The sequence below is a fragment of the Streptomyces fuscichromogenes genome (assembly GCF_014645815.1).
Classification (GTDB): domain Bacteria; phylum Actinomycetota; class Actinomycetes; order Streptomycetales; family Streptomycetaceae; genus Streptomyces; species Streptomyces fuscichromogenes.
The window spans coordinates 17,019-30,045 of record NZ_BMML01000050.1 but is presented as its reverse complement, the minus strand read 5'-3'; the positions used below and the strand labels follow the sequence as shown (position 1 = coordinate 30,045).

At 75.5% G+C, this 13,027-nt stretch carries 7 protein-coding genes; 5 read left to right on the top strand and 2 right to left on the bottom strand.

Translation table 11 applies throughout. The features are described 5' to 3' along the window. The 3 genes from IEZ11_RS48560 to IEZ11_RS48550 all read left to right on the top strand — a co-directional run. Positions 1–3,276: type I polyketide synthase (locus IEZ11_RS48560; RefSeq protein ID WP_229713949.1), on the top strand; the 3,276-nt coding region annotated here is incomplete at its 5' end. 62 nt (positions 3,277–3,338) lie between these two features. Then, positions 3,339–4,370 (top strand): ketoacyl-ACP synthase III family protein, encoded by a 1,032-nt coding sequence (locus tag IEZ11_RS48555; protein WP_189269527.1) that lies wholly within the window; start codon positions 3,339–3,341, stop codon positions 4,368–4,370. A 36-nt stretch (positions 4,371–4,406) separates the two neighbouring features. Continuing rightward, positions 4,407–5,243: an alpha/beta fold hydrolase gene (locus IEZ11_RS48550; RefSeq protein ID WP_189269526.1), complete on the top strand. Its 837-nt coding sequence runs from the start codon at positions 4,407–4,409 to the stop codon at positions 5,241–5,243. A gap of 78 nt (positions 5,244–5,321) precedes the next feature. Here the strand turns inward: IEZ11_RS48550 and IEZ11_RS48545 are convergent, their stop codons facing one another. Next, complete coding sequence (locus IEZ11_RS48545; RefSeq protein WP_189269525.1) at positions 5,322–6,422, bottom strand: hypothetical protein; 1,101 nt, start codon at positions 6,420–6,422, stop codon at positions 5,322–5,324. Positions 6,423–6,588: 166 nt separating this feature from the next. Next, the gene (locus tag IEZ11_RS48540) at positions 6,589–9,174 is read right to left on the bottom strand and encodes an AfsR/SARP family transcriptional regulator (protein ID WP_189269524.1); all 2,586 of its coding nucleotides are present in this window, start codon (positions 9,172–9,174) and stop codon (positions 6,589–6,591) included. Between the two features lie 239 nt (positions 9,175–9,413). Here IEZ11_RS48540 and IEZ11_RS48535 point away from each other — a divergent pair, with 239 nt between their 5' ends. Both IEZ11_RS48535 and IEZ11_RS48530 read left to right on the top strand, forming a co-directional pair. Beyond that, a complete protein-coding gene (locus tag IEZ11_RS48535) occupies positions 9,414–11,246 on the top strand; it encodes a fatty acyl-AMP ligase (protein ID WP_229713942.1) in 1,833 nt (610 codons plus the stop codon). Then, the gene (locus tag IEZ11_RS48530) at positions 11,240–13,012 is read left to right on the top strand and encodes an acyl-CoA dehydrogenase family protein (protein WP_189269522.1); all 1,773 of its coding nucleotides are present in this window, start codon (positions 11,240–11,242) and stop codon (positions 13,010–13,012) included. Before IEZ11_RS48535 ends, IEZ11_RS48530 begins: the two co-directional genes overlap by 7 nt. Positions 13,013–13,027: the final 15 nt, after the last annotated feature.

Here is a 13,027-nt window from a genome sequence, read left to right as displayed (position 1 = left end):
GGTGTGCTGGCGGGTCGTGGTGGGATGGTGTCGGTCGCGCTGCCGGTCGCGGAGGTACGGCCGTACCTGGAGCCGTACGGAGACGAGGTCGCCGTGGCGACGGTCAACGGGCCGCGTTCGACGGTGGTTTCCGGTGGTGTCGAGGCGCTGGACGCGCTGATGGAGCGGTGGGAGGCGGACGGGGTGCGGGCCCGCCGTATTCCGGTGGACTACGCCTCGCATTCGCCGTTCGTGGAGGAGATCCGTGAGGAGGTGCTGCGGCTGCTGGAGCCGGTGGCCCCCGTGACTGCACCGGTGGATTTCTATTCCACGGTCGAGGGCGCTGTCATCGATACGGTGGGGTTGTCGGGGGAGTACTGGTTTGGGAATCTGCGGCGGACGGTGGAGTTCGAGGACACGGTCCGGTTGTTGCTGGCGGACGGGTTCACGGGGTTTGTGGAGTGTTCGCCGCATCCGGTGCTGACGGTGGGGTTGCAGGAGACGTTCGAGGCGGCGGGTGCGGAGGGGCAGGCTGTCGCGGTGGGTTCGCTGCGGCGGGACGAGGGCGGGTGGGACCGTTTTCTGCGGTCGGCGGGGGCTGCGTTCGCGGGCGGGGTGCCGGTGGACTGGCCGTCGGTGGTGCCGCAGGACGGGCCGGTGGCCGAACTGCCCACCTACGCCTTCCAACGCCACCACTACTGGCAGGCCCCGCACGAGCCCGCCGCCGTCGACCTGGGCGGCGCCCAGGGCCACCCGCTGCTCACCGCGGTCCTCGAACTGCCCGGCTCGGACGCCCTGCTGCTCACCGGACGGCTCGCGCTGCGCACGCTGCCCTGGCTCGCCGACCACGTCATCGGCGGCCGGCCCGTACTGCCCGGCACGGCGTTCGTGGAGCTGGCGCTGCGGGCGGCGGACGAGGCCGGCTGCGACCGGATCGGGGAACTGACCCTGCTGGAACCGCTGGTGCTGCCCGAGCGCGGCGGCGTCCAGCTGCGCGTCGAGGTCGGCGAACCCGACGCCGACGGACACCGCACCCTGGGCGTGCACTCCCGGCCCGACACCGACGCCAAGGGCATGAGCTGGACCTGCCACGCCACCGGCATCCTGGAGGAGGGCGCCCGGGAGTCCGTCGCGGCACCCGACCTGACCGTGTGGCCGCCCGCCGGAGCCGAGGCCGTGGCGGTGACCGACCTCTACCCCGGCCTGGAACGGCACGGGCACGCCTACGGGCCCGCCTTCCAGGGACTGCGGGCGCTGTGGCGGCGCGGCGAGGAGACGTACGCCGAGATCACGCAGGCCGGCGAACCACGCGACGCGGCAGGGGAGTTCGGCATCCACCCCGCGCTGCTGGACGCGGCCCTGCACGCGGTCCTCGCGACCGGCGGAGCGGGCGACGGGATCCGGCTGCCGTTCTCCTGGCGGGGCGTCACCCTGCGGGCGTCCGGCGCCCGGACCCTGCGCCTCGCCGTCACCCCGGCCGGCGACGGCGACACCGTCGCACTGACCCTCGCCGACCCCACCGGAGCCCCCGTCGCCACCGTCGACGCCCTGACCCTCGTGCCCGCCGTCGCCGAGCACATCCGGCAGGCCGGCGCCGCACAGCGCGACGCGCTGTTCCGGCTCGCCTGGACGGACGCGCCCGCGGTCCGCACCCCGCAGGACGGTCCGCGTACCTGGGCCGTCGTCGGCGCCGACGGCCTGTCGGCCCGCGCGGGGCTGATGAAGGCCGGCACCTACGCGGAGGCCTATCCGGACCTGGACGGACTCGCCGCGAAGATCGAGTCGGACGGCACCGCCCGCCCGGACGTGGTCCTGCTGTCCGTCCTCCCCGACGCCGGAACCGGAAACGGAACCGGAAACGGCGACGGCGACGGCGACGGTGCCGGTGCCGGTGCTGGAGCCGCTGCCGGGCACCCGGCCGCCGCCGTGCTGCCGCCGCTGCGGACCTGGCTCGCCGACAGCAGGTTCGAGGAGGCCCGTCTGGTCGTGCTGACCCGTGACGCGCTCCCGGACTCCGGGGCCCCCGATCCCCGCGCGGCCGAGGTCTGGGGACTGGTCCGTGCCCTCCAGGCGGAGGCACCCGGCCGGTTCGTGCTCGCCGACACCGACGGCAGCCGGGCGTCCTGGCGGTCCCTGGTCGCCGCGCTGTCGGGCACCGAACCCCAGCTCGCGCTGCGCCGCAGCACCGTACGCGTCCCGCGGCTGGTGCGGGCCCGGCCCGCGGCGCCCGCGCCGGTCGTCGACGCGGGCGGCACCACCGCGCTCCTGAGCGGCGCGGACGGACCGCTCGGGACACTGGTGGCCCACCACCTGGTCGGCGTCCACGGCGTACGGGACGTGCTGCTGCTGGCCGAACCCGGCCGGCCCGACACCGCGGTGCGTGAGCTGGCCGCCGACCTGACCGCCCTCGGCGCGCAGGTCACCGTCGCCGCCCCCGACCTGCGCGCCGAGGGCGAACTGGACGCACTGGTGGACGCTCTGCCGGCGGACCGTCCGCTGCGCACGGTCGTGCACCTCGGCGCACCGGCCGCCGCCACCGCCGCCGGCCTCGATGCGGACACCCTCGGCTCGGCCCTGACGGGCGGCGCCGACACGGCCCGCGCGCTGCACGCGGCGACCGCGGGCCGCGAGGTCAGCGCGTTCGTCCTGCTCGCCCCGGCCGCCGGCCTCCTGGGCGGCGCGGGCCGCGCGGCCGACGCCGCCACCGCCGCCTTCCACGACGCGCTCGCCCAGGCCCGCAGGGCCGGCGGCGACACCGCGGTGGCCCTGTCCTACGGCCCCTGGACGGCGGGCGGGGCACCGGTGGGCGCCACGGATCCGCTGGCCGTCCCGATGACCGCGGACGAACTCCTCGACCTCCTCGACGCGGCCTGCGGCCTGGACGAGGCCGCCGTGGTCGTGGCCCGGCCGGCCTTCGAGGAACTGACCCGGCACACGCCGTCGCCGGTGCTGCGCAGCCTGCTGGGACGGCCCGCCCGGCGCCGGGCCAGGGACACCGCCGGCGACGAGGGACCCTCCTTCAAACAGCAGCTGGCCGCCCTCGACGACACCGGCCGCGACACGCTGCTGCTCGACCTGGTACGCGGCCACACGGCCACCGTCCTCGGCCATGCCTCACCGCAGGCCGTCGACAGCGACGAGAAGTTCCGCGAACTGGGCTTCGACTCGCTCCTCGCGCTCGCCCTGCGCAACGCGCTCAACGCGGTCACCGGACTGCGGCTGCCGCCCGGTGTGGTCTTCGACCAGCCCACACCGCGCGAACTGGCCCACCACCTCAAGAAGCAGATCCTCGACTGACGGTGCCGCTTCCGGTCCCCGGGCACGGCCCGGGGACCGGAAGCGGCACCAGGGAGACTGGCATGAAAGTAGAAGGCGTCTTCATCGACTCGGTCGGTGTCCACCTGCCCGAGCACGTCAGCGCCGAACAGGGCGTCGCCGAGGGTCTCTACGACGAGGAGGTCCGCAAAGCCAGCGGCCTCACCGGCACCCATGTCGCCCAGCACACCCCGGCCCTGGACATGGCGGTGTCCGCCGCCCGCAGCGCCCTGGAACGCTGCGCACTGGACCCCGACGACATCGAGTCGCACATCCACAGCGGCGTCTACCACCAGGGCCCCGACGGCTCCTACCCGCCCGCCTACATCCTGCGCGAACTCGGCATCACCGACGTGCCCTCGCTGCACATCCGGCAGGGCTGCAACGGCATGCTGGCCGCGCTGGAGATCGCCGTCGGGCAGATCACCGGCGCCGCCGAAGTGGAACGGGCCCTGCTGACCTGCGCCCAGAACTTCTCCACCCCGCTCATCGACCGCTGGCGCGGCTTCGGCGACTCCTACATCCTGGCCGACGGCGCGGCGGCCGCCGTGGTCAGCGCCGAGAGCGGGTTCGCGCAGCTGCGCGCCGTCAACTCCGGCACGCTCGCCGAACTGGAGAAGTGGCACCGCGGCGAGGAGCCGCTGCTGCCCCCGCAGGGCGGCGGGCCCGCCCGGGTCGCGGTCGCCGAGCGGGCCGCCCTGTTCAACGAGAAGGAGATGCCGCTCGCCGAGACCGTCGAACGGATCGCCGAGTTCGACCTCGGGATCGTCCGGCGCTCCCTCGTCGACGCCGGCCTCAACGCCGCCGACCTGGCCCGGGTCATCCCCATCAACCAGGACGGCCGCATGATCGAGTACTCCGTGCTGGCCCCGCTGGGCCTGCCGATGTCCCGCTCCAGCTGGGACTTCGGACGCGGCATCGGCCATGTCGGCGCCGCCGACCTGCTGATCTCCCTCGACCATCTGATCCGTGCCGGTGAACTCGCCCCGGGCGACCACGTGCTGCTGCTCTCCCAGGGGCCCGGCTGGATCAGCTCGTCCGCCGTCGTCACGATCACCGGCATCCCGGCCTGGTGACCCTGTCCGCCGCCCCACCCCCCCCAGGAGCCATCCATGACCGAAGTCACGTCCGCCGTCGTGTCCGCGCCGGGCTGCGACATCCACTACGACATCCGCGGCAGCGGCCCGCTGCTCCTGGTCATCCAGGGCGGCGGCGGGGACGCCAGCCGCACCGACGACCTGGTCGGCCTGCTGACCGCCGACCACACGGTGGTGACCTACGACCGGCGGGGACTGTCCCGCAGCCGTCTCGCCGAGCCGGTCGACGCGGTCACCCCCGAGACCAACGCCGACGACGCGCACCTGCTGCTGGCCCACCTCACCGACCGGCCCGCCCTGGTCCTGGGCTCCAGTATCGGCGCCAACATCGCCCTGCACCTGGCCCTGCGCCACCCCGGCCAGGTGAGCACCGTCGTGGCACACGAGCCGCTGGTCCTCGGGGTGCTGGACGAACAGGCCCGCACCGACGCGGCCCGGGCGCTGGCCAGGCTGGAGGCGCTGTACGAGGCCCAGGGCTGGCCGGCGGCGGTCCGGGAGATGGCCGTGTTCAACAACATCGACCTGAGCGTCGCCGACGTGGAGCCGGGGGTGGTGCTGGAGCCGACCAGCGCCGACCAGAGCGACAACATCGAGTTCTTCATCGGCAAGGAAGTGCCGCAGTTCCGGCGCAACCAGTTCGACGGCGAGATGCTCGACCGGCTGAAGGCGTCCCCGGCGCGGATCGTGCCGGCCGCCGGCAGCGCCTCCGGCCGCAACTGGTCCTGGCGGTGCGCCCAGGCGCTGGCGGAGCGGCTGGGAACCGGGCTGGAGACCTTCCCCGGCGGGCACATCGGGCTCAAGACCCACCCCCGGGCCTTCGCCGCCCGGCTGCGGGAGGTCCTCGCCGGCTGACCCGGCCGGCCCGGCCGGGAACGGTGCCGGGCCCCGCCGGCGTGTGCCGCGGGGCCCGGCACCGCGCCGTCCGGGGGCTCAGGCGGCCCGGCGGCGCGGCAGCAGCCGGGCGATCTGCTCCAGCAGCTCCAGGCCGGGCCGGGTGAACAGTTCCGGCCGCGCGCCCAGGCTGCCCAGCAGCTCCCGCGCGCAGGCGCTGGCCGAGCGGTGCGCCGCGGCGAGCAGGGCCCGCTGCGGTCCCCGGGCACGCTCCAGGGCGGCCGCCCGCAGCGCCGGGAGATGGGCGAAGACGAACAGCTCGCGCAGACAGCGCTCCGCGCTCCACCACGCGTTGTGCCAGGACACGTACACGTTGACGGCACGGCTGCGGACGGTGCGGAACGGCCGGCTGATCCGGTGCGCCTCGTTCAGCCACAGCAGCAGCGCCTCGTGGAACAGCGACTCCTGGAGGCTGTAGACGGAGGGTTCGGCGAACATGAACCCGGGCGGCAGCCGGTGCATCCCCAGCTCGGTGACGAAGACGGTCGAGGGCAGCCGCGGCGACGAGTACGACGACATGGTCGCGCCCAGCGGGTGCCGGCCGGCCCGGGGCTCCAGCAGCACCACGGCGCCGACCATGTCCCGCACCACCCCGGCGGCGAACGGCGAGAGTTCCGCCAGCGTGTCGGCCGCCTCGGCCAGCCGCGCCCCGGTCCCCGGACCGGGCGGCACCGGACGGTAACCGCCCAGCCCCAGCTCGGTCAGGACACCGCGCTCCGGCCCGGCCGCACAGCGCAGCCGCACCGACCCGGTGCCGAACTCGGCGACGCCCTCAAGGCGGTTGCCCCCGGCCCCGCCGGGAGCGACCACCAAGGCCACGGCACCCCCGGCGGTCCCAGGGGTCCCGGGGGTCAGGGTGGTTGTGGCGTCCACGGCGGCCAGGGCGGTTCCGGGGGCCAGGACGGTTGTGGCGTCCACGGCGCCCACGGCGGTCCCGGGGGCCACGGCGGTTCTGGCGTCCACGGCAGTTCCGGGGGCCAGGGCAGTCCTGACGGTCCCGGCGGTCCCGGCGGTCCCGGTGCGGGGCGGCTGCGCGGCACCGCCGGCGATGGCGGTGGTGCCAGTGCCAGTGGCGGTGCCAGCGGCGGTGGCGGTGGCCGCCACGCTGTGCGGCGGATGCGGGTGATCGAGGGCCTTCATGGATTCCTCTCCACGGAGCGGGGCCCGGCCGAGCGCGTGCCCCGGCCGGCCGGGGCCGGGCCGCGCGGGAGAACCGGACCGAGCCCGGCGCGCGGACGCCCACCGAGGACTCACCGCGCATCAACCCGCCCCCCGCTAAAGGGAGGCCTGCGCACCGGCCGGGCGCTCAGGCCGGGGCCGCCGCCAGACGCCACACCCCCGGGCGCAGCTCCGTCCAGCCCGCCGGGGCGGGGGCACCGCCCCGGGCACGGGAGAGGCAGCGGCGGGCGAAGGACTCCAGGCGGGTGTCGCCCAGGGCCCCCGCCGTGTCGAGGCACTGGGTGAAGTGCCCCTCCGCCTCCGCGGGGCGGCCGGTCTCCAGGGCCAGCAGGCCCAGGGCCCGGTGTGCCTCGTAGCGGCCGCGGGGATGCCCGCTCACCGCGTCGAGTGCGGGCGAGAGCAGGGCCGCCGCCCCCTCGAACCCGCCGGTGTCCAGCTGGAGATCGGCCAGACCGACCAGCGCGCGCCCGCGTTCGGCGAGCGCCGGGGCCGCGTCGGCGGTCAGCAGCGCCCCTTCGTAGTACTCGGCCGCCGCCGTGAGCTCGCGGCGCTGCCAGGCCAGGTCACCCAGCGAGCGCAGCAGCCGGGCCTCGGCGGCGAGGTCCTCCAGCCGGCGCGCCGCGTCCAGCGCCAGCCCGTGGCACGCCTCCCACGCCTCCCACGCGGCACGCGCCTCCAGCATCCCGGTCATGGCGTCGGCGAGCCGGACGCTCTGCGCCCACAGCCCCGCCGCGTGACAGGCCTGTACGACCTCCACCAGCCCGTCCTGGTGCAGCGCGAACCACTCCAGCGCGGGCAGCCCGGCCACCTCCGCCGCGGAGTCCGCCGCCAGCGCCTGTTCGGTGAAGCCGGCCGCCATCCGGGCGGTCGCCGCCCGTAACGCGGGCTGCGGGGTCTCGTTCGCCAGGCACTCCCGGGCGAGCAGCCGCCACAGGTCGTGCAGCCGGTGGTGGGTGCCCCGGGTGGGCCCGTCGGCGACCCGGTGCAGCAGCCGCGCCTCGACCAGGTCCCGCAGGACCGTGCCGGTTCGGGCGGGGTTCTCGCCGAGGACCGCGGCGGCGGTCCGGGGGCCGAACGGCCCGGCGGGCAGCAGTCCCAGCAGCCGGAAGGCGCGGCGCAGATCCGGCGGGGCCTCCTCGTAGGAGGACCGCAGCCGGTCGTGGAACCCGGGGGCGGCGGCGGTCAGTTCGGGCAGCCGGCGGCGTTCGTCGCGCAGCCGCGCGGCCAGCATCTTCGGCCCCCAGTGGGGACGCGAGGCCAGGCGGGCGGCCGCCGCCCGCAGGGCCAGCGGCAGTCCGCCGCACAGCTCGGCCACCTCCCGCACCTGGGCCTCCGCGCCGCGCAGCGGGACCCGGCGGCCCGCCGCCGCGACGAACAGCTCCCGTGCCTCGTCGGGGGGCAGCACGTTCAGTTCCAGGACCCGGTCGGTCAGCCCGGCCGGGACCCGCCGGCAGGTGACGAGGGCGGTGCTGCCCGAGGTCGCGGGCAGCAGCGGCCGTATCAGCTCCGCGCAACCGCTTCCGTCCAGCACCAGCAGAACCCGCCGGCCCTCGGTCGACCGCCGCAGCAGGGACCGCAGTTCGCCCAGGTCCGAGGGGAGCGGACCGGACACCCCGAGCCGGCCCAGCAGCTCCCTCAGCGCGCCCACCGGCGAGGCCGGGTCGGGATCGGTCAGCTCGACGAAGACCCGGCCGTCGGGGAAACGGGCGTCCAGCTCGTGCGCGGCGGCCACGGCCAGCGCGGTCTTGCCGACACCGGCCGCACCGGCGACGGCGACACAGCCCCCGGCCGGCACGTCGCGCAGCAGGACGCCCAGCCGGTCCAGGTCCTCGGTGCGGCCGGCGAACGCCGGGTCACGGGCGGGCAGCTGCTGCGTGCCCGGCCCGCCCGGCACGGTCCGGGGCCCGGGCACCACCGCCGGCACCGGCGCGGGCACCGCCGGGGACCGCAGCAGCTCGCCGTCCCCGGCCAGGATCCGCTGGTGGAGCTGCTGGATCCGGCTGCCCGGCTCGATGGCCAGCTCCTCCACCAGAGCCCGGCGCAGCTGGGCGAAGACACGCAGCGCGTCCGCCTGCCGGCCGGACCGGTACAGCGCCACCATCAGCAGCGCGTGGAACTCCTCACGCATCGGCATCTCGGCCACGATCGACCGCAGTTCCGCCACCAGGTCCAGATGCCGGCCGAGCTGGAGCTCGGCACGGACCCGCTGCTCCAGGGCGGCGGAACGGGTCTCGGCCAGCCGTACCGCGGTACGGGCGAGCAGCGCGCCGTGCGGGGTGTCGGACGCCAGCGGCGCCCGCCACAGCGCCAGTGCCCGGCGCTGGAGGTCCGCGGCGGCGGCGTGGTCCCTGCGCAGCAGCGCCTCCCGGCCGCTGTGGTGCAGCTCCTCGAACACCGTCAGGTCCAGGTGCGCGGGATCCAGGTGCAGCGCGTACCCCGGGGGCCGCGTCACCAGGGTCTCGCGGCCGAACTCCGGGTCGAAGGCCTGCAGCATCTTGCGCAGCTGCGAGATGTACACCTGGAGCGTGGTGGTGGCGGTGCGCGGCGGGTTCTCGCCCCACAGCTCGTCGATGAGGCTGTCCACGGAGACCACCTCGTTGGCGCACACCAGCAGCGTGGCGAGCACCGCGCGGATCTTCGCGGCGCGCGGTGTGACCGGCCCGGACGCGGCGGGCGATGTCACTTCCAACGGGCCCAGTACCCGAAAACGCATGTTCCCCCGCTTTCCTCGGATGTCGCGCGGGAGGGCGGCGTACGCCGACGTCCGGTCCCGCGCCGCTTCACTGTAGGCGGACCGCCACCCCCGGAATCGGACAGGCATACCCCGCATCCGGGCGAACGAGTTGCCGTGTCGCAAGTACCGCTTTAGCCCGTGATCCGACCATGGCCGGGCCCAGTCGGCAGGAGGGTAGCCCCTGCCCTGCTTCCCAGCGCGCCACGAGGGGGCCCACGTTGACCACCGCATTCACGAGTTTCACCGAGCTGATACAGGTCCGGGCCGCCGAACTCGGCGACGCGGACGCCCAGATCTTCCTGCGCGACCGGGGCGGCCCCCAGCACCTCAGCTACGCCGCGCTGGACCGCCGGGCCCGGGCGCTGGCCGTCCGGCTGCGCGAGCACGGCGCCCACGGGCAGCCCGTGCTGCTGCTGTACCCGCCGGGCCCGGACTTCCTCGTCGCCTTCGCCGGCTGCCTGTACGCCGGTGCGGTCGCCGTGCCCGCCCCGCTGCCGGGCGACCGCGGCGAACGGCTGCAGAGGGTCTCCGGGATCCTCAAGGACACCGGCGCCCGGGTGGTGCTCACGGACTGCGAGCACGCGGCGGACACCTCGCTGTGGCTGGCCGTCTCCGGCCGAGGCGAAACGGTTTGCCTGGCCACCGACACCGACACCGACACCGACACCGACACCGACAGCGGCACCGACAGCGGCACCGATTCCGAGGGGGCGGCCGCCGGCGCCTGGACCGCCCCGCGCACCGGCCCCGACGACCTGGCCTTCCTCCAGTACACCTCCGGCTCGACCAGCAGACCGCGCGGCGTGATGGTCAGCCACCGCAACCTGCTGGCCAACCAGGACGCACTGCGCCGGCTGCTGGACACCTCGCCCCAGGACCGCTTCAGCAGCTGGCTGCCGCACTACCACGACATGGGCCTCATCGCCCATGTGCTGCACCCGCTGTGGCTGGGCACCCTCAGCGTGCAGCTGTCCTCGCTCTCCTTCATCAAACGCCCCGCGAGCTGGCTGCGCTCCATCGGCACGTACGGCCTCACCGTGGGCGGCGGACCCAACTTCGGCTACGACCTGTGCACCCGCCGCGTCACCGACGCCCAGCTCGCCGAACTCGACCTGTCCAGCTGGCGGCTGGCCCTGTGCGGCGCCGAACCGGTACGCGCCCGGACCCTGGACGCCTTCGCGCGCCGCTTCGCCCCGGCCGGACTGCGCGCCCGCAGCCTCTACCCCGGCTACGGGCTCGCCGAGGCCACCCTGGCCGTCTCCGGCGGCGAACCGGGCCGCCCGGCCGGCCGGCTGACGGTGGACGCCGTCGCACTGGAACAGGACGAACTGCGCCCCGCCAGCGCCACCACCACGATCACCCGCACCCTGGTCGGCTGCGGACGGGTCCTCGACTTCGACCTGCGGATCGTCGACCCGGTCACCGGCCGGGAGCTGCCCGGCGGACACGTCGGGGAGATCTGGCTGCGCGGCGACAGCGTCGCCCAGGGCTACTGGCGCCAGCCGCTGGAGACCGCCCACACCTTCCACGCCCAGCTCGCCGGGCACGGCGGCGGCTTCCTGCGCACCGGCGACCTGGGCGCCGTCCACGACGGGGAGCTGTACATCACCGGGCGGTCCAAGGAGGTCATCATCCTCAACGGCCGCAACATCTACCCGCAGGACGTGGAGTGGGCCGTCCGCGAGGTCAGCACGGCCCTCGGCGCGGGCCACGGCGCGGTGTTCACCGTCGACGCCGGACGCGAACAGCTCGTCGTCGTCCACGAGATACGCGCCCCGCACGCCGACGAGGAACGGCTCGGCGCACTCGCCGGCCGGGTCCAGACCCTGGTGGGCCAGCACTTCGACGTGCCCGCCGGCAACGTCGTCCTGGTACGCCCCGGCACCGTGCGCCGCACCACCAGCGGCAAGATCCAGCGCACCCTGATGCGCAGCCTGTTCCTGCGCGGCGAGCTGACCGCGCTGCACGAGGTCCTCGACCCCGCCGTCCGCGCCCTGGTCACGGGCGCCGGCCTGCCCAGCGGTGATGCGGCGCGGAGCCTCTCGTGGTGAACGCCGGCGGCCCGGCGCTGCTGCCCGCGCCCGGGTCGCCGCACGCCCCGGCCGACGACGCCCCGGCCCGGGTCGCCCGCGTCGAGGCGCTGCTCGGCGACCCCGAGGCGCCCGGCAACCCGGTCGGCTACCGGGCCCTGCTGCGGGCCGACCGGCGCGCCGTGCTCTCGGCGGAGGGCGAGGCCCTGCTGGACGACTTCGGCATGCACCGCGAGTTCGTCCCCGCCGCCCTGGGCGGCCGCTTCGACTCCGCGGAGACACTGCTGCGGCTGATGCGCCCGGTGTTCCGCCGGGACGTGGGCCTTGGCACCGGCTACGGGATGACCACGTTCATGGCCGCCTCCGACGTGTGGATGCACGGCAGCGCCGGCCAGCGCGACTGGCTGGCCGGACTGCTCCTGGGCGGGTCCAAGGCGGCCATCGCCCAGCACGAGACCGCCCACACCAACGACTTCGTCCGCAGCCAGGTCAGAGCCGAGACCCGGCCCGGCGCGCTGTCGGTCACCGGCGGCAAACCCGTCGTCAACAACCTGCACCGCGCCGACGCCCTGGTGCTGTTCTGCCGCACCGCACCCGGCCCGGGCGCCACCGGCTCGCACTCCGCGCTCCTGCTCGACCCGCACACCCTGCCCCCCGACCGCTACCGGGTCACCCGCCGCCCGCCCGCCCTGGGCCTGCGCGGCTGCTACTTCGCCGGAGTGGAACTCGACGCCTGCCCCGTCCCCGAGGACACCCTGCTGGGCCCGCCGGGCAGCGGCGTCCTGACCGCGCTGCGCTCCTTCCAGGTCAGCCGCACCCTGATGGCCTCCCTGGTGTCCGCGGCCGTGGACACCGCGCTGCGCACCGCCGTCGCGGTGGACCGCGGACAGGGCCCGGGCGGCTCGGGCACCGGGCCCGTCGACCCGCAGAACACCGCGGACACCCTCGCGGGCGCCTTCGTCAACCTGCTGCTGTACGACTGCCTCGCCGTGGTCGCCACCCGGGCGCTGCACCTGCTGCCCGCCGAGACCAGCGTCTACTCCGCCGCCGTCAAACTGCTGCTGCCGCGCGTCCTCAACGACACCATGTACGACCTGGCGACCGTGCTCGGCGCGCACATCTACACCCGCGAGGGACCGGTCGGCGTCTTCCAGAAACACCTCAGGGACGTGCCGGTGGTCAGCCTGGGCCATGCCGGCACCGTCGCCTGCCAGGCCACGATCATCCCGCAGCTCAGACCGCTCGCCGAGGCCTCCTGGTTCACCGGCGCCCCGGCCCCCGCCGCACTGTTCAGGCCGGGCGCTCCGATGCCGCCGTTCCGCTACGACCGCCTCGCCCTGGCCTGCGGCCGCGACAGCGTCAACGCCACCCTCCTGGAGACCGCCGCCTGCCTCACCGGCACCGGCGCGGCGCAGCGCGCGCTGCGCCACCTCGCCGGACAGCTCACCGCCGAACTGCACGAACTGCGCGGCCGGGTGCTCGCCCTGCCGCCGCTGGACGTCACCGCCCCGGTGAGCCCGGCCTGGTTCGCGCTGACCGACCGCTACGTCCTGGTGCTCGCCGCGGCCTGCGTCCTTGGGGTGTGGCGGCACAACCAGGACGGCCCCGACCCCTTCCTGGCCGATCCGGCCTGGGCGGTGGCCGCCCTGCACCGGATCGCCGGCCGGCTCGGCACCCCGGCCTGCGACCTGCCGGCCCAGTGCACCGCGCGGATCCACCAGGAGGTGCTGGCCCGCTACGGCGACCGGCGCAGCTTCGACCTCTACAACATGCCGATCCCGGGCTGACCCAGGCCCGGACCC

Coding starts and splice junctions, on each gene's coding strand:
- IEZ11_RS48555 (WP_189269527.1), top strand. CDS start 3,339: ATGAAAGTAGAAGGCGTCTTCATCGACTCGGTCGGTGTCCACCTGCCC.
- IEZ11_RS48550 (WP_189269526.1), top strand. CDS start 4,407: ATGACCGAAGTCACGTCCGCCGTCGTGTCCGCGCCGGGCTGCGACATC.
- IEZ11_RS48545 (WP_189269525.1), bottom strand. CDS start 6,422: ATGAAGGCCCTCGATCACCCGCATCCGCCGCACAGCGTGGCGGCCACC.
- IEZ11_RS48540 (WP_189269524.1), bottom strand. CDS start 9,174: ATGCGTTTTCGGGTACTGGGCCCGTTGGAAGTGACATCGCCCGCCGCG.